This is a genomic window from Kitasatospora sp. NPDC008115 (genome assembly GCF_042957205.1).
GTDB lineage: Bacteria > Actinomycetota > Actinomycetes > Streptomycetales > Streptomycetaceae > Kitasatospora.
Genome location: NZ_JBIBHU010000019.1, coordinates 108372 through 124338, shown reverse-complemented (window position 1 = coordinate 124338; position 15967 = coordinate 108372). Strand labels below are relative to the sequence as shown.

Sequence of the window (15967 nt, the reverse complement as noted above, 5' to 3'; positions counted from 1 at the left end):
CTCAGAACACCTCGCCGTCGGCGACCAGGCCGAGGTGGTCCTCGCTCCACAGGTCCTCGTCGCCGCCGGGCAGCAGCAGGACCCGGTCCGGCCGCAGCGCCTCGACCGCCCCCGGGTCGTGGGTGACCAGCACGATCGCGCCCGGATACCCGCCCACGGCCGCCAGGACCTCGGCCCGTGAGGCCGGGTCGAGGTTGTTGGTGGGCTCGTCGAGCAGCAGGACGTTGGCGCCCGAGTGGACCAGCCCGGCCAGGGCGAGCCTGGTCTTCTCTCCGCCGGACAGCACCCCGGCCGGCTTGTCGGCGTCGTCGCCCCGGAACAGGAACGCGCCGAGCACGTGCCGAACGTCGCCGTCGGTGAGCCCGGCGGCGGCCGCGGCGAGGTTCTCGCGGACGGTGCGTGCCGGATCGAGGGTGTCGTGCTCCTGGGCGAAGTAGCCGAGCCGCAGTCCGGGCCCGGGCACGACCCGCCCGGCGTCCGGGGCCTCCCGGCCGGCCAGCATCCGCAGCAGCGTGGTCTTGCCCGCCCCGTTGGGGCCGAGCACGACGAGCCGGCTGCCCCGGTCGACGGCGAGGTCGATCCCGTCGAGCACGGCCCGCCCGCCGTACGACTTGGCGAGGCCGACCGCGCCGAGCGGCATCCGGCCGCAGGGCGCCGGCTCGGGCAGTCGGATGCGGGCGGTGCGCTCGGCCTGGCGGACGGGTTCGAGCGCGGCGAGCATCCGGTCGGCGCGGCGGGCCATCGAGCGGGCGGTGACGGCGGTCGCCACGTTGGCCCGCATCCGGTCGGCCTGGGCGTGCAGGGCGGCGGCCTTGCGTTCGGCGTTGGCCCGCTCGCGGGCACGGCGGCGCTCGTCGGCCGCGCGCTGGGCCAGGTAGGCGTCCCAGCCGGTGTTGTGGACGTCGACGGTGGCGCGCTGCGGGTCGAGGTGGAAGACCCGGTTGACGGTGCCGGCGAGCAGCGGAACGTCATGGCTGATCAGCACCAGCCCGCCCGGGTAGCCGGCCAGGTAGCCGCGCAGCCAGGCGACGGCGTCCGCGTCGAGGTGGTTGGTGGGCTCGTCGAGCAGCAGGGTGGCGTGGTCGGCGAAGAGGATCCGGGCCAGTTCGACCCGGCGGCGCTGGCCGCCGGAGAGCGCGCCGAGCGGGCTGTCCAGCACCCGGCCGGGCAGGCCGAGGCCGGCCGCGACCCGCGCGGCCTCGGCCTCCGCCGGGTAGCCGCCGCGGGCCTGGAACTCGGCCTCGGCCCGGGTGTAGGCGGCCATGGCCCGGCGCTGCGCACGCTCGTCGTGGGCCTGGCGGGTGGCGGCGGTGGCCATGGCGTGCTCGGCGGCGCGCAGGTCCCGGACGGCGGTGTCCAGACCACGCGCGGACAGGATCCGCCCGGTGACGGTGACGGCCGGGTCGGCGGCACGGGAGTCCTGGGCGAGGTAGCCGACCGGGCCGGTGCGGGTGACGGTCCCGGCGGCGGGGCGCAGCCGGCCGGCGAGGGTGGCGAGCAGGGTGGTCTTGCCGGCGCCGTTGCGGCCGACCAGGCCGATGCGGTCGCCGGGGGCGATGTGGAGGGTGAGGTCGGACAGCAGCAGGCGGGCGGCGACGCGCACGTCGACACCACGGGTGGTGATCAAGGGGATGACGCTCCGTAACAGCGAACGGACACACGGGTGGCGTGGAGGCGGGTCCGTCAGCTAGGAGATGCGGGGCGTCGACATGGCGCCGAGGTTAACCCGTGTTGCCGGGCGGTCGCATCCGGGTTTTTCACGGGACGGACTTTCGGGAACCCCTTGATTCTGCATGTCCGCGACATGTTCCATGGCTTCCATGGGACGTAGCGAGCTCGTTCTGATGACCGATCACAGCTCGAACGAAGGCAGCCGGGAGGCGCTGGCCACCGCCGTGCTGCGGCTCACCGGGCGGGCGCCGGTGCTGCTCGACGCGCGGCACTTCATGAGCGGCGGCCCGGCCGGCCCGGCGGGCGGCGGCCGGGTGCGCGGCAGCGGTGACGGTGTCGTCCTGGAGGTCCCCGCCGAGGGCCTCACCGTGAGCGCCCGGACGGTGCTGCTGTACGAGATTCCGCCGGGCCGGCGCCTGGAGCTCGCCGATTGCCAGCGCGCCCTGCGCGCGCACGGCGTCCACTCGCTCGGCACCGCCGTCGACGGCTGGCGGACGGCCACCGACAAGCGGCTCGCCGTCGAGCGCTTCGCCCGCGACGGCATCCGCCAGATGCCCACCGTCACGGTCTCCCGGCCCACCGCCGCCGAGGCGGCCGAGGTGTTCGAGCGCCTCGGCGGCGATGTCTGGACCCGCCCGGCCGTGGGCATGAGCGGGCAGGACGTCTTCCACGTCACCACCCGCGCCCTGCTCGCCGAGGCCGCCGAGTGCTACGCGCGGGCCGGCACCGACTGGCTGCTCGCCCAGGACGCCCGCAACTTCACCGCGGACGGCCGGCGCCACCAGTACCGGGTGACCGTGCTCGAAGGGCGGGCCATCCGGGCCGTCGAACACGTGCAGGACGACCCGGACGAGCCGTGCAACCTCGCCCGCGGCGCCGTCTCCACCCCGCTCCCGCAGGCGGAGCTGCCCGCCGGGCTGGCGGAGCTCGCGGTGGCCGCGACCGGGGCGGTCGGGCTGCCGTTCGCCGCCGTCGACCTCGCGGCGGAGAGCGGCGGCGTGGTCTTCGAGGTCAACGTCCACCCGGCGTACGGCTCGCCCGGCGCGCTGGAGGCGGTCGCCGTGCCGTACGTCGCGGCCCACCTCGCGGGCGACGGCCCACAGCCGACCGCCAGTTGACCGCGGGTCGGACGTAATCGGCACCGGAACGCCAGCCCGGCGGCGGAAAGCCGCCCCACCCCCGGTCGAAGGGCCCCTCCAGCGGGTACTAGACTCGTGGAGGTTGTGAAGGCACCTCGTTCGGTGAGGCGTCGCCACGGACACAGGCCACTGACCCCACGACGTCGAGAGACGCCCAGGGTCAGGACAGGTCTCCCCGGCCTAAGGGGTGACCCCAAGTGGCTGCACCCCGGGAGACCGGGGCGCTACGCCGTGGCGTGCCAAAGCTCTGACGAGATCAGGGGTGCCCACCCGCCGTGACGGCGCCCGTGCGCGCTCGCCCGGCGTGTGGAGCCTCCTGGTGGCCCGGTTACGGCGACCCCGCGCGGGCGCCCCGACGGCGAGGAGGTGAGAGCAGTGGAGTGCAGTGGTAGTCCGGGTCGAAGTCGGCCCCGCCCCAGGACGTCCCCCACTCCTCCTGGCACCCGGCACCCCTCCTCCCGTACCGCTCCCGACCCCCGCCGCCGCACCGCCCGCCGCTGAACCCGGCGCGGCCGCGCGACGGCCCGGGCGCCGTGCGCGGTGGAGGACGGCCGGGCGCCTCCCGCCCGCCCCGCACCGCGCGAACCACCGCGTTCCCGGCTGCGGCGGCCCCCGAACCGCGGAGGTACCCCGCCATGTCCGACTGGCGTGTGCGCGCAGTGCGCGCGAGCAAGCGTCCCTTCACCCGTCCCGTCACCCCGGCCGGCGGCGCGCCCGCCGAGCCGGCCCCCGAGCACTCGATGGACCCGCGCCCGGACCAGCCGGTCGAGCACGTGAGCCTGGAGCGCTCCGTCGTCGACGCGGCCGTCTACCGCGACGGCCACCGCGTGCAGTCGTCCGCCAACCTGGCCGACGTCTACCGCGAACTGCCCGGCAAGCCCGGCACCATGGCCTGGATCGGGCTCTACCGCCCCGCCGAGGCCCAGCTGCTGGAGGCCGCCGAGCGGTTCAACCTGCACGAACTGGCCGTCGAGGACGCCATCGTCGCCCACCAGCGCCCCAAGCTGGAGCGCTACGGCGACACCCTCTTCGTCGTGCTGCGCGCCGCCCGCTACCTGGACGACGTGGAGGAGGTCGACTTCGGCGAGATCCACCTCTTCGTCGGCCCCGACTTCGTCCTCACCGTCCGCCACTCCCAGGCCCCCGACCTCTCCGCCGTCCGCCGCCGCCTGGAGACCGACCCGGAACTGCTCGCCCTCGGCCCCGAGGCCGTGCTGTACGCCGTCCTCGACGCCGTCGTCGACGGCTACGCCCCGGTCATCGCGGGCCTCCAGCACGACATCGACGAGATCGAGACCGAGGTCTTCGGCGGCGACCCGCAGGTGTCCCGGCGCATCTACGAACTCTCCCGCGAGGTCATCGAGTTCCAGCGCGCCACCCGGCCGCTGCTGGAGATCATGAAGAGCCTGGAGGCCGGCTTCGGCAAGTACGGCACCGACGAGGAGCTCCAGCGCTACCTGCGCGACGTCGCCGACCACGCCACCTACGCCGCCGAGCGGGTCGACGGCTTCCGCCAGATGCTCCAGAACATCCTCACCGTCAACGCCACCCTGGTCTCCCAGCGGCAGAACGAGGAGATGAAGCAGCTCGCCGAGGCCGGCCACGCCCAGAACGACGAGATCAAGAAGATCTCCTCCTGGGCCGCCATCCTCTTCGCCCCCACCCTGATCGGCACCGTCTACGGCATGAACTTCGACACGATGCCGGAACTCCACTGGGCCTTCGGCTACCCCTTCGCGATCGCCCTGATGGCCCTGGTCTGCACCAGCCTCTACCTGGTCTTCAAGCGCCGCGACTGGCTCTGACGGCCGGTCGGGTCGGTCTTCGGGCGGCGGGCCGTCCAGAGGAGGGCGGCGGTGGCGAGGGTGGTGGCGCCGAGGAGCCAGCGGGGTGGGCCGGGTGGGAGGAGGGCGAGGGCGAGGCCGGCCAGGGCGCCGCAGAGCTGGAGGGCGAGGGACTGGACGGAGAGGGCGGTGGCCCGGGTCTCGGTGGGGACGCTTCGGTGGAGCTGGGCGTTCTGGTCCGGGCCGGCCGTGCCCAGGCCGAGATAGGTGAGGCCGTAGCCGAACGCGGCGGCGGTGGCCGCGGCCGGGCCGGCGGCGTGGGCGGTGGTGGCGAGCAGCAGGACCCCGGCGGCGCCGGCGGTCAGGCCGAGCAGCACGGCCCGGCCGCCGGGGGAGCGGGCGGCCACGCCGGGGGCGAGCCGGGCCCCGAGGGCGGAGCAGAGGAAGCCGACGCAGCTCAGCACGCCGACGACGCCCGCGCCGGACTCGGCGGCGCCGGTCAGTTCGGCGGCCCGGCCGGGGGTGAGCAGTTCGACGGTGCCAAGACCCGCCCCGGTGGCGGCGGCGGTCAGCAGGACCCGGCGGACCACCGCGTCGCGCCGGCCCAGGCGCAGCCCCGTCAGCACGGTGACGGGCACGCTGCGGAACACGGTGCGCAGGGCGGTCGGCGGGCGCTTCGGCTCGGTGAGTGCCGCCCAGACCTGGACGATGAAGGCGAGTTCGACGACCGCGGCCAGCAGCGGCGGCACCGAGAGCGGCAGCACGGCGCCGTCCAGGCCGTCGACGTCGGACAGCAGCCACGGCAGCGCCCCGCCGAGCAGGGTGCCGGCCGCGAGGGCGAGTGAGCCGGTGGCGCTGCCCCGGGCGAGTCCCGGCCGCAGATCGGCCTCCGGTCCGGCCTGGGCGCGGACGGCGTCCACGTACCAGGCCTCGGCGGGTCCGCTGGCCAGTGCCCGGCCGGCGCCCAGCAGCGCCATGCCGAGCAACAGCACCCCGTAGGCGTCGCCGAGCGCGAGCAGCGTGAAGGCGGCGAGGTCGAGCACCCCGGCGGCGGCCAGCACCGGCCGCCGTCCGATCACGTCGGAGAGTCCGCCGGTGGGCAGCTCCAGTGCGGCGGTGGTGAGCGAGTGGACGGCGAACAGGCCCGCCACGGCGCCCAGGCCGAGCCCGCGCGCGGTGAAGAGCAGCACCAGCGGCGCGGTGGCCAGCCCGATCGGCAGCCAGAAGAGCAGGGTGACCGCCAGGTAAGCGCGGCGGGCGGAGTGCGCGGGGGACGGCGTGCTGGTCCGGCTCGTCCGGCTCATCCGGCTCGTGCGGCTCATTCGGCACCGCCGGGTGCGGCGAGCGGTATCGCGGCGGTGACCAGGACGACCTGCTCGGTGCCGGGGGCGTCCTGGTCGCGCTCGGCCAGTTCGAGGGCCCGCCGGTGGACGAGTGCGCGCAACTCGGCCAGCGAGTCCGGGGACAGGCGCAGCGCGAGGTCGTCGATGCCGGCGGCCGCCGCCCACGTTCCGTCGAGCCGGCCCGAGGCGACGTCCTCCTCGTGCCGGGCGAGCGAGCGGGCGAGGTGGTCGACCTGCTCGCGCCGGGAGAACGCGACGAAGGCCCGGCTCTCCGGCGTGGCGCTCACCGCCCGGGCGTCCCAGGAGGTGATCAGGTGCACCGCGCGCCAGCGGCGTTCGCGCGCGTCGCGGTGCTCGGCCTCCGCGACGAAGGCGTATTTGGCGAGGACGCGCAGGTGGTAGCTGGTGGTGCCGGAGGACTCGCCGGTCCGTGCGGCGAGTTCGCTCGCGGTGGCCGGGCCGTCCTGGCGGAGCAGGCCGAGCAGGCGGATCCGTAGGGGGTGGGTGAGGGCCTTGAAGGCGGCGGTGTCGTGCTCGGGGTCGAGCGTGCGCCGCTGTCCGTCGTCGAGCATGCGGGGAGAATAGCCGCCCCAGGGCACTTCGCAAAAGAAGTTCTGCAAAAGAAGTTCTGCAAAGTGCGGTCCGGGCGGCTCCAGGTGATGAAGGGTCAGGAGGGGGAAGATGTAGCCGACTTGAGGGGGATGCGGGACGTTCACGAGGATGAGGGGGCGCCGCAGCGGGACCGTCCGGAGGCGGAGGGTGGATCCGTCTGTCGGGGCATGGGCCGGTGGTCGGTGCGGCTGCTAACTTCCGGGCCATGGGATCACGTGGAGCACGTGGGGTGGCGGCGCAGCAGGCGATCGAGGGGCTGCGGGAACTCGCCGGAGCCGGGCTGACGGCCGAGAACGTGTTCCGCAGAGCCGACGAACTGCTGCGTGCGCTGCTGGGGTACGACGCGGTCTGCTGGCACTCGGCGGACCCGGCGACCGGGTTGGTGACCTCGGTGCTGAGCGACGACCTCAGCCTGATGGGGTTCGAGGACGCCGTGCGGCTGGAGGTGTGGGCGGACGATCCGGCGACCTTCCCCTCGATCCGCCGCAGCGGTGTGCGGGCGGAGACGCTCAGCCGGGCGACCAAGGGGCAACTGGCGGACAGCGCGCGCTTCCGTGAGCTGATCGGTCCGGGCGGCTTCGGCGACGAGCTGCGCGCGGTGTTCGACGCGCACGGCGGGATGTGGGGCTGCGCGGCGTTCATGCGGTCCGCCGACCGGGGGCCGTACCTGGCCCGGCAGCGCGAGTTCGCGGACCTCGCCGCGCGCCACCTGGGCAACGCCCTACGGGCCTGCCACGTGCCGCCGGCCGCTGGGGACGTCCGGCGGGAGGCGGCGGAGCAGGGAGGGCCGGGGGAGGAGAGCCCGGCCGTGGTGGTGCTCGGTCCGGCGAACCGGCCGCTCGCGATCTCCGGTCCGGCGGAGGAGTTGCTCGGCCGTCTGGCCGATCCGAGCCGGACCTCGCTCGGCGTGCCGACGGCGTTCGCGGTGGCCGCCGAACAGGCCCGCCGGGTGGCCCGCGGCCAGGTCGTGCCGCAGTCGAAGATCCGGGTACAGGACTCCGCGGGCCGCTGGTACGTGCTGCACGGCTCGGCCCTGAAGGGCGGCAGCGAGGGCGAGGTGACGGTGGTGGCGGCCCCGGCGACGCCCGCCGACGCGATGCCGCTCTACCTCTCCGCGTACGGGCTGACGGCGCGCGAGCAGGAGGTGGCACTGCTGCTGGTGCGCGGGTACGACACCCGGGACGTCTCGCGGCTGCTGGCGATGAAGCCGTACACCGTGCAGGACCACCTGAAGTCGGTGTTCGCCAAGGCCGGGGTGGCCAGCCGCCGTGAGCTGGTCGCGCGGATCATGCTTGGCGGCGGGACGGCGTAGGGCGGTGCCGTGAAGCCGGGCGCCGTTCGGTCGGCGGGTGTACGTTCTGACGGGTCGGCGGGAACCATCGTTCGTTAGCTGACAACGGGGGGTCCCGCGGCGGGGCCCCGCCGGGCCGTCCGGAGGGGGCCAGGGATGAGCATGGAGGAGAGCGCGGGTTCGGCGGGGAGCGGTGCGGCCGGGGCGGCTGGTGTGGGGGGTCCGACCGGTCCCGTCGTCCCGGAGCCGGGCGGGCCGGCCGAGACGACCGGGACCGCGACCGCGACCGAGGCCGTCACCACCGCTGTGGCGGAAGGCGACGGCGACGGCCGGAGTGGAACGGCGGAGAAGAAGGAGAAGAAGAAGCGCCCGCTCTGGCAGGAGCTGCCGATCCTGATCGGTGTCGCCCTGCTGCTCTCGCTGGGCATCAAGACCTTCTTCGTCCAGGCCTTCTCCATCCCCTCCGGCTCGATGCAGCACACGCTGGAGAAGGACGACCGCGTCCTGGTCGACAAGTTCACCCCGTGGTTCGGCGCCGAGCCGTCCCGCGGCGAGGTGGTGGTCTTCAAGGACCCGGGCGGCTGGCTGGACACCGTCCCCCGGAAGAAGGGCAACGCCGTCGTCGAGGGCGTCCGTACCGTGCTCGGCGCCGTGGGCCTGCTGCCGTCCGACGACGAGAAGGACCTGATCAAGCGGGTGATCGCGATCGGCGGCGACACGGTGGAGTGCCGCCAGGGCGGCCCGGTCAAGGTCAACGGGGTGACGCTGGACGAGCCGTACCTGTACCCGGGCGCGACGCCCTGCGACGACGTGCCGGCGGGCCTGGTGACCGTCCCCAAGGACCACCTGTGGGTGATGGGCGACCACCGCAACGACTCGCAGGACTCCCGCTACCACGTCAGGGAACCGGGCGGCGGGTTCGTCCCGGTGAAGAACGTGGTCGGCCGGGCGTTCGTGATCGCCTGGCCGGTGTCGCGCTGGGACACCCTGCCGGTGCCGGACACCTTCGGGAAGCAGGGCCTGGCGTCGGGCGGCGCGGCCCCGGGCGGCGAGTGGCCGGTCGAACCGTCCGTGCCGGGCGCCGCCGCGGTGGCCGCGGTCGTCCCGTACGCGCTCCGGCGGCGCCGCCGGGCGGTCCGGTCCGACGGCGAAGGCCACTGACCGGCCCGCCGTCGAATCCAGGTCCACCGGAGTCGGATTGGATCTGTTCCGCTCCCGCTGCACCGGGCCAGCATGGGCGGCATGAGCGACTACCACCACGGGCTGCGCCCCGAGAGCCGGATCGTCCACCCGCCCGTCGAGGAGGTGACCGGCAGCCGTCCGCTGGGCGTGCCGCTGCACCAGGGTCATGTGTTCGCCTTCCCCGACAGCGACGCGCTCGCGGACGCCTTCGCCGGCCCGGACGGGGCGTTCCACTACAGCAGGTTCGGCAACCCGACGGTCCGCTCGCTGGAGCGCGCGGTGGCCGACCTGGAGGGCGGCAGCGGGGCGCTGGCCGCCTCCTCCGGCATGGGCGTGATCAACACCGTGCTGCTCGCGCTGCTCCGCTCGGGCGACCACGTGATCGCCCAGCGGAGCCTGTACGGCGGCACGTTCGCGACGCTCTCCGACCTTGCGGAGCGCTGGGGCGTCGCCGTCACCCTGGTGGGCGGCGACGACCCGGAGGAGGTGCGCGCCGCGCTGCGGCCGACCACCCGCCTGCTGTACCTGGAGACCGTCTCCAACCCCACCGCGCGCGTCGCCGACCTGCCGGCGCTGATCGGCGCGGCCCGCGCGGCCGGGGTGCTGAGCGTGGTGGACAACACCTTCCCCACGCCGCTGCTCTGCCGCCCGATCGAGCACGGCGCCGACATCGTGATCCACTCGGCCACCAAGTACCTCGGCGGCCACTCCGACGTCATGGCCGGTCTCGCCGTCTTCGCCGACGCGGAACTGCACCACCGCGTCTGGCACCACGCCGTGGAACAGGGCGCGACGCTGGACCCGTTCGCCGCCTGGCTGACCCTGCGCGGGATGCAGACCCTGGGCCTGCGGATCCGCCGGCACAACGAGACCGCGCTCGACCTGGCCGGCCGGCTCGCCGCCCACCCGGCGGTCGCCGCCGTGCACCACCCGGGCCTGCCCGGCCACCCCGACCACGAGCTGGCCCGCCGGCTGCTGCCGGACGGCCAGGGCGGGGTGTTCGCCGTCGACCTGGCCGGCGGGCGGGAGGCCGCCCGCGCCTTCGTCGGCGCGGTCCGCCTCGCCTCGCTCGCGCCCTCGCTGGGCGGCGTGCACACCCTGGTCCTGCACCCGGCCAGCACCTCCCACCGCCAGCTGTCCGACGAGGAGCTGACCGCGGCCGGCATCGGCCCGGGCACCGTCCGGATCGCCGCCGGCATCGAGCACCCCGAGGACATCCGGGCCGATCTGGAGCAGGCCCTGGCCGGGCTCTGAGCCCCGGCGGGCGGAGGCGGCGACGGGGGCGGCGGGGGCGGCGGAGGGTCCGTGGCCGGGCCGTTCGGACCGGCCCGGTCCGGTCGGCCGACCGGTACCCCGCCACCGGAGACCCAGGTCGCCGGATCGCGCTACGGCCGGTGCCGGGGCCGCGCCGCCAGGACGGCGATGTCGTCCTCGGCCGGGCAGCCGACGCCCGGGCCGACGCCGTGCAGGGCGGCGTCCAGCAGGTCGTCCAGCGGCCCGGCGGCGGGCAGGCGCAGCGCGGCGAGGCGGGCGAGCGAGGCGTCGATGTCCTCGCCGCGCCGCTCCACCAGGCCGTCCGTGTACAGCAGCAGGGTCTCGTCCGGCCGCAGCTCGCGGTCGCACTGCTGGTAGCCGCCGAGCCCGGTGCCGAGCGGCGGCCCGGTCGGGACCCGCAGCAGCTCGGTGGGCCGGCCGGGCGCGACCAGGGCGGGCGGGAGGTGGCCCGCGCTGGAGAAGGTCCACCGGCCCCGGCCCGGGTCGGCGAGGGCGAGCAGGCAGGTGGCCGGGCGGGCGGACTCGTTGGCGGCGATGACGGTGTCCAGCTGGCGCAGGATCCGGTGCGGCGGCAGGTCCGTCTCGGCGACGTCGCGCAGGGTGGCGCGGTAGCCGCTCATGTCGACGGCCGCCTCGACGCCGTGTCCCATCACATCGCCCATCACCAGCAGCGTCCGCCCGAACGGCAGCCGGACGGTCTCGTACCAGTCACCGCCGACCACCGAGCTGCTGCCGGAGGGAAGGTAGCGGGAGGCGAGTTCGAGGTTCTGGTGCGGATGGCCCGGCTCGCTGAGCAGGGCGCGCTGGAGGTCGAGCGCGATGCTCTGGGAACGGCTGTAGCGGCGCGCGTTGTCGATGCCGGTGGCGGCGCGCGCGGCGAGGTCGCCGACCAGCACCGCGTCATCGGGTCCGAAGCCGGGGGAGGCGGCGGTACGGGCCAGCGTCAGCAGTCCGATCATCCGGCCGCGCGCGGTCAGCGGGACCACCAGCAAAGAGGTCACCCCGGCGGCCCGGTAGGCGGCCGCGGAGGCCGGGTCGGGCGCCGCCTCGGTCAGCTCCCCGGCGGTGCCCGGCGCGACCAGCACGGCGACCCCGGAGGCCAGGGCGCGGGCGGCGACCGAACCCTCCCGGTGGCGCACCGACTCGCCCGGGCGGGGCAGCCGGTCCACGGCCGGGCGCAGCCCGTCCGCGCAGACGAGCGCGGCCCGGTGGAAGCGCCGCCCCGGGGTACGGCCGGTGCGGGTTTCGGCGTCCGGCGGCAGCACGTCGACGGTGGCCAGCTCGGCGAGCCGGGGGACGGCGAACGCGGCCAGCTCGGCGCAGGTGGTGTCGACGTCCAGCGTGGTGCCGATCCGCTCGGCGGCGGTCTCCAGGAGGGCGAGGCGGGTCCGGGCCTGGGCGAGTTCGCGCCGCAGCTCCTGGACCGGGTCCGGGTCGTCCAGCAGCAGGACCACCACGCCGGTGACCCGGCCCTCGGCGGTCAGCGGCCGGTAGCGCACCCGCAGGCCCGGCGGCACGGGTGCCCCCGGACCGTCCGGGCCGCCGACGACCTGCTCCCGGTCCCGCCCGTCGGCCAGGACGCGGCGCAGCGTGCCGACGGCCTCGGCGAACGCCGTCGTCTCGGCCGGCCGGCCCAGCAGGTCGGCCCGGCGCAGGCCGGTGACCGTGGTGAACGCCGGGTTCAGGTACACCCAGCGCAGCTCCGCGTCGAGCAGCGCCACCCCGGCCGGCAGCGCGCCGAGCAGCTCACCCGGCAGATCCGGGATGTCACCGTCGGTAGTCACGTCGGCCCGCGCGGAGAGCGCCGCAGCCGCCGCCGCGAGCGCCGTACCGTCCGCGCCCGCCGGGGTGCCGCCCTGTCCTCCTCCGCCCTGCCGGAACCGCATGGGTCCCATGATCACTCGCCCGGGCGCGGCACGCCCACGGGATATCGCATGCTTGACCAACCGGCGGGTTTCCGATAGCGAGCCGGAGGGCCGAGGGTTCGAGGTCCGGTCGGCCGCTGCCGGGCCGGCGGCCAGGTGGCCGCACGGGCCGTGGACGACAACAGCGGCACCGTCATCCCGGACTGCCGGCGGTTTGCCCGGGAGCGGGCCCGGGTGGCAGGGTCCAGCTGTCCGGCGGAGCGGAGGAGCGGCATCGTCATGGCGGATTCGGTTGCCGGGCCGACGGCGGCCACGCCGGCCGATGTGGCGCGGGCCCGGGCCGGGATCGGGTTGGGGCTGCCCGCTCCGCTGGTGGCCCTGTGGGGGGTGACGGACGGTCTGATGACCGACGCCGGTGTGACCGTGTACCCGGCCGGGTGCATCGGCGAACGCAACAGCACCTACGAAGTCGCGGAGTACGCACCAGGGTTCGTCCTCATCGGCGACGACAGCGGCGGCCGCGGCTTCCTCCTGCGCGCCGGCGACCCGTGCTCGGCCGTGTACTCGTCGGGCCTGGGCGATCTGGCCCCCGAGGACTTCGAGGTCGAGTCCGCGGACTTCGCGTCCTGGATCGCGACCCTGCGGGCCTGACCTCCCGCTGACGAAGGGCGCCGCGCCGGCCACCGCCAGGAGTTGACGGCGGTGGCCGGCCCGGTCGTTCTCAGCCCCGGCCGCCGGTGAGCACCACGAGCCGGCGGGTCGCCCGGGTCATCGCGACGTAGCGGTCGACCGCGCCCGCGACGCCCTCGCCGAAGGACGCCGGGTCGACGAGCACGACCAGGTCGAACTCCAGCCCCTTCGCCAGCTCCGGCGTGAGCGCCCGGATCCGGGACGTCCCGCGGAACTCCGCGCGGCACGTCGCCTCGAACTCCGCCGCGAACGCCGCGTCGCCGATGACGCACGCCGTGCCCTCGGCGTGCGCGTCCAGCCAGGCGCCGAGCACGCCGTCCAGCTCCGCGACCGTCCCGTGGCCGACCGGCACTCCGCTGCGGCGCACCGACGTGGGCACGTTGGCGTCCGGCAGGGCGGCCCGGATGACCGGCTCGGCCTCCGCCATGACCTCCTCCGGTGTGCGGTAGTTGACGCTCAGCGAGGCGACCTCGGTGCGGTCCAGGCCGATCCGCGCCAGGCGCTCCTGCCAGGACTCGGCGAAACCGTCCCTGGCCTGGGCGCGGTCCCCGACGATGGTGAAGCTGCGGGACGGGCAGCGCTGAAGCAGCATCCGCCATTCGGCGTCGGTCAGCTCCTGCGCCTCGTCCACCACGATGTGGGCGAACGGGCCGGCCAGCCGGTCCGGGTCGTCGGCGGGCAGCGAGCTCCCGTCGACCAGGGTGTCCTTGAGGTCCTGGCCGCGCAGCATGGCCACCGCCCCCTCGCCGTCGTCGTCGGCCGCGAGGATGTCCGAGATGACGTCGGCCATCCGGTCGCGCTCGGCGGCGAGCGCGGCCTCCTGGCGGCGCCTGCGGCGGGCGGCCTCCGGGTCGCCGAGCCGCTGCCGGGCGGCGTCCAGGACCGGCAGGTCGGAGACCGTCCAGGCCTGCGCCTCGGCGCGTTGCAGCCGGCGCACCTCCTCCGGGGCCAGCCACGGGGCGCACAGCCGCAGGTAGGCGGGCACCGTCCAGAGGTCGCCGACCACGTCGGCGGCCTCCAGCAGCGGCCAGGCGCGGTGCAGGGCGGCGACCAGCTCCTCGTCCCGCCGCAGCGAGCGCAGGAACGTCTCGACCGGGATGTCCTCGCCGCCGTCCAGCTTGGCCAGCAGCAATTCGGCCAGCTCCGTCCAGACCTGCTCGCGCGCCTCGTTGTGCGGGGTGCCGGGATCGGGCGCCTCGAAGGCCTCGGCCCAGTCGTCGGCGCTCAGCCAGAGGTCCTCCCAGTCCGTCGAGACGGTCATCCCCTCGGTCGGCGGCTCCTCGTAGATCCGCACGGCCTTCTCCACCGCCCGCACCATCTCCGCCGAGGCCTTCAGCCGCGCCACCTCCGGGTCGCTCTCGACCGCCGCGCCCGCGCCCTCGGCGACCAGGTCGCGCACCGTGCAGGTCCGCACGCCCTCCTCGCCGAGGCTGGGCAGCACGTCGGACACGTAGTCCAGGTAGGGCTGGTGCGGGCCGACGAACAGCAGGCCGCCGCGGCGGTGGCCGAGCCGGGGGTCGGAGTAGAGCAGGTAGGCGGCGCGGTGCAGGGCGACCACCGTCTTGCCGGTGCCGGGACCGCCGTCGACGACCAGCGCGCCGCGCGAGCCCGCCCGGACGATGGCGTCCTGGTCCGCCTGGATGGTGGCCAGCACGTCGCGCATCCGCGCCGAACGGCTGCCGCCGAGCGTGGCGATGAACGCCGACTGGTCGTCGAGGGCGGCGTGCCCCTCCAGGCCCTCGGCGGCGAACACCTCGTCCCAGTAGTCGGTGATCCGGCCGCCCGTCCAGCGGTAGCGGCGGCGGCTGGCCAGGCCCATCGGGTCGGCGTGGGTCGCGGCGAAGAACGGCTCGGCGGCGGGCGAGCGCCAGTCGAGCAGCAGCCGGCGGCCCTCGCTGTCGGTCAGGCCGAGGCGGCCGACGTACACCGGATCGCCGCCGTCCGCCGGGACGATCCGCCCCAGGCACAGGTCCAGGCCGAAGCGGCGCAGCGCGCGCAGGCGGCCGGTCAGGCGGTGGACCTCCAGGTCCCGGTCCATCGCGGCCCGGCCCGCACCGCCCGGCGCCCGCCGGGCGGCGTCGAGACTGTCGGAGACCTCGGCGATCGCCCGCTCCAGGCTCTCGGCGACGGCGGCGAAGTGCCGCTCGTCCTGGGCGACCAGCGCCGGGTCGGCCTTGGCGGAGAGGCGGTCGGGGAGGTCGAACGCGCTGGTGGTGAGGGCGGTCATGGCAGCGGCTCCGCTCCGGGTTTCCGACACATGCTGATGCACTACGCAAAACTCCCAAGTGGGCTCGATCCGGCTTCAGGTCGACGATTGTGCGCCAGGGAGGGGGCCTTGCGGCAAGGCCCCCCTTGCGCTATAAGTTGAGAGTGGCGAGGGGAGTCGAAGGTTCCGAAGGGTCCTCCCCGCAGGCTCGGGGGTAAGCCGGCCGTCCAACCCTCCACCCGCCTGTCGACCGCGACCGATTCCATCACCGTCTGCGGCGATGTGAGGCCGACTCACGGAACGGTGGGGTCATGCGGAAGCTGATCTACGGCATGAATCTGACCCTGGACGGTTATATCGCCGCGCCCGGCGACGACATCGGCTGGGGTGTGCCGAGCGACGAACTGTTCCGGTTCTGGTCCGACCAGTTGCAGGCGACCGACCTGACGCTGTACGGGCGCAAGCTGTGGCAGACGATGAGCTCCTACTGGCCGACCGGCGACCAGCGGCCCGACGCCACCCCGGCGGAGATCGAGTTCGCGCGCCGCTGGCGGGACATGTCGAAGGTGGTGTTCTCCTCGACGATCGACCAGGTCGACTGGAACTCCCGCCTGGTCACCGGCGACGCGGTCGCCGAGATCACCCGGCTCAAGGCCGAGGACGGCGGCCCGATGGACATCGGCGGCGCGACGCTCGCCGGGACGGCCATGCGGGCGGGGCTGATCGACGAGTACGTGCTGGCCACCGCGCCGGTCCTGGTGGGCGGCGGCACGCCGTTCTTCACCGCGCTGGACAACTGGGTGAACCTGAACCTGGTGGAGACGCGGACGCTTCCGTGCGGCGTGATCCTGAGCAGGTACGAGACGAAGCGCTGAGCACCCGTCACACGGCGAGCGTGTCATCCTTCTC

General features: G+C 75.1%; 12 protein-coding genes and 1 riboswitch. Of the genes, 7 read left to right on the top strand and 5 right to left on the bottom strand.

Going from position 1 to position 15967, the window contains the following annotated elements; translation table 11 throughout:
• Position 1: 1 nt before the first annotated feature.
• Positions 2-1627: an ABC-F family ATP-binding cassette domain-containing protein gene (locus tag ACFZBX_RS23740; RefSeq protein WP_391535792.1), complete on the bottom strand. Its 1626-nt coding sequence runs from the start codon at positions 1625-1627 to the stop codon at positions 2-4.
• Between the two features lie 193 nt (positions 1628-1820).
• Here ACFZBX_RS23740 and ACFZBX_RS23735 point away from each other — a divergent pair, with 193 nt between their 5' ends.
• Together ACFZBX_RS23735 and ACFZBX_RS23730 are read left to right on the top strand one after the other, a co-directional pair.
• Positions 1821-2789: a RimK family alpha-L-glutamate ligase gene (locus ACFZBX_RS23735; RefSeq protein WP_391535791.1), complete on the top strand. Its 969-nt coding sequence runs from the start codon at positions 1821-1823 to the stop codon at positions 2787-2789.
• A 108-nt stretch (positions 2790-2897) separates the two neighbouring features.
• A riboswitch (M-box (ykoK) riboswitch) is annotated at positions 2898-3079 on the top strand.
• Between the two features lie 366 nt (positions 3080-3445).
• Positions 3446-4615, top strand: coding sequence for a magnesium and cobalt transport protein CorA (locus ACFZBX_RS23730; protein ID WP_391535790.1), 1170 nt, complete (start codon positions 3446-3448; stop codon positions 4613-4615).
• Here the strand turns inward: ACFZBX_RS23730 and ACFZBX_RS23725 are convergent.
• Together ACFZBX_RS23725 and ACFZBX_RS23720 are read right to left on the bottom strand one after the other, a co-directional pair.
• On the bottom strand, positions 4582-5898 hold the full coding sequence (locus tag ACFZBX_RS23725; RefSeq protein WP_391535789.1) for an MFS transporter: 1317 nt from the start codon (positions 5896-5898) through the stop codon (positions 4582-4584). The genes ACFZBX_RS23730 and ACFZBX_RS23725 overlap by 34 nt on opposite strands.
• Positions 5899-5912: 14 nt before the next feature.
• Entirely contained in the window at positions 5913-6509 is a 597-nt protein-coding gene (locus ACFZBX_RS23720) for a helix-turn-helix domain-containing protein (RefSeq protein ID WP_391535788.1), read from the bottom strand.
• A gap of 269 nt (positions 6510-6778) precedes the next feature.
• Between ACFZBX_RS23720 and ACFZBX_RS23715 the strand changes: the two genes are divergently transcribed.
• From ACFZBX_RS23715 to ACFZBX_RS23705, 3 genes are all read left to right on the top strand, one after another.
• Entirely contained in the window at positions 6779-7861 is a 1083-nt protein-coding gene (locus ACFZBX_RS23715; RefSeq protein ID WP_391535787.1) for a helix-turn-helix transcriptional regulator, read from the top strand.
• A 135-nt stretch (positions 7862-7996) separates the two neighbouring features.
• Positions 7997-9001, top strand: a complete 1005-nt coding sequence (lepB, locus tag ACFZBX_RS23710; protein ID WP_391535786.1) for a signal peptidase I — start codon at positions 7997-7999, stop codon at positions 8999-9001.
• A gap of 81 nt (positions 9002-9082) precedes the next feature.
• The gene (locus tag ACFZBX_RS23705; RefSeq protein ID WP_391535785.1) at positions 9083-10276 is read left to right on the top strand and encodes a trans-sulfuration enzyme family protein; all 1194 of its coding nucleotides are present in this window, start codon (positions 9083-9085) and stop codon (positions 10274-10276) included.
• A gap of 131 nt (positions 10277-10407) precedes the next feature.
• Here the strand turns inward: ACFZBX_RS23705 and ACFZBX_RS23700 are convergent, their stop codons facing one another.
• The gene (locus tag ACFZBX_RS23700) at positions 10408-12183 is read right to left on the bottom strand and encodes a SpoIIE family protein phosphatase (protein WP_391535784.1); all 1776 of its coding nucleotides are present in this window, start codon (positions 12181-12183) and stop codon (positions 10408-10410) included.
• A 258-nt stretch (positions 12184-12441) separates the two neighbouring features.
• On the opposite strand from ACFZBX_RS23700, the gene ACFZBX_RS23695 reads away from it, so the two are divergent.
• The gene (locus tag ACFZBX_RS23695; protein WP_391535783.1) at positions 12442-12813 is read left to right on the top strand and encodes an SMI1/KNR4 family protein; all 372 of its coding nucleotides are present in this window, start codon (positions 12442-12444) and stop codon (positions 12811-12813) included.
• A 70-nt stretch (positions 12814-12883) separates the two neighbouring features.
• Here ACFZBX_RS23695 and helR read toward each other — a convergent pair whose 3' ends face one another.
• Complete coding sequence (gene helR / locus ACFZBX_RS23690; protein ID WP_391535782.1) at positions 12884-15079, bottom strand: RNA polymerase recycling motor ATPase HelR; 2196 nt, start codon at positions 15077-15079, stop codon at positions 12884-12886.
• Positions 15080-15369: 290 nt separating this feature from the next.
• Here helR and ACFZBX_RS23685 point away from each other — a divergent pair, with 290 nt between their 5' ends.
• On the top strand, positions 15370-15933 hold the full coding sequence (locus ACFZBX_RS23685) for a dihydrofolate reductase family protein (RefSeq protein ID WP_391535781.1): 564 nt from the start codon (positions 15370-15372) through the stop codon (positions 15931-15933).
• The last annotated feature ends 34 nt before the right edge of the window (positions 15934-15967 follow it).

Excerpts from the sequence above, each read along its gene's own strand:
- ACFZBX_RS23725 (WP_391535789.1), bottom strand. The coding sequence starts at position 5,898 with ATGAGCCGGACGAGCCGGACCAGCACGCCGTCCCCCGCGCACTCCGCC.
- ACFZBX_RS23720 (WP_391535788.1), bottom strand. The coding sequence starts at position 6,509 with ATGCTCGACGACGGACAGCGGCGCACGCTCGACCCCGAGCACGACACC.
- ACFZBX_RS23735 (WP_391535791.1), top strand. The coding sequence starts at position 1,821 with ATGGGACGTAGCGAGCTCGTTCTGATGACCGATCACAGCTCGAACGAA.
- ACFZBX_RS23695 (WP_391535783.1), top strand. The coding sequence starts at position 12,442 with ATGGCGGATTCGGTTGCCGGGCCGACGGCGGCCACGCCGGCCGATGTG.
- lepB (WP_391535786.1), top strand. The coding sequence starts at position 7,997 with ATGAGCATGGAGGAGAGCGCGGGTTCGGCGGGGAGCGGTGCGGCCGGG.
- ACFZBX_RS23705 (WP_391535785.1), top strand. The coding sequence starts at position 9,083 with ATGAGCGACTACCACCACGGGCTGCGCCCCGAGAGCCGGATCGTCCAC.
- ACFZBX_RS23700 (WP_391535784.1), bottom strand. The coding sequence starts at position 12,183 with ATGCGGTTCCGGCAGGGCGGAGGAGGACAGGGCGGCACCCCGGCGGGC.
- ACFZBX_RS23685 (WP_391535781.1), top strand. The coding sequence starts at position 15,370 with ATGCGGAAGCTGATCTACGGCATGAATCTGACCCTGGACGGTTATATC.
- ACFZBX_RS23730 (WP_391535790.1), top strand. The coding sequence starts at position 3,446 with ATGTCCGACTGGCGTGTGCGCGCAGTGCGCGCGAGCAAGCGTCCCTTC.
- helR (WP_391535782.1), bottom strand. The coding sequence starts at position 15,079 with ATGACCGCCCTCACCACCAGCGCGTTCGACCTCCCCGACCGCCTCTCC.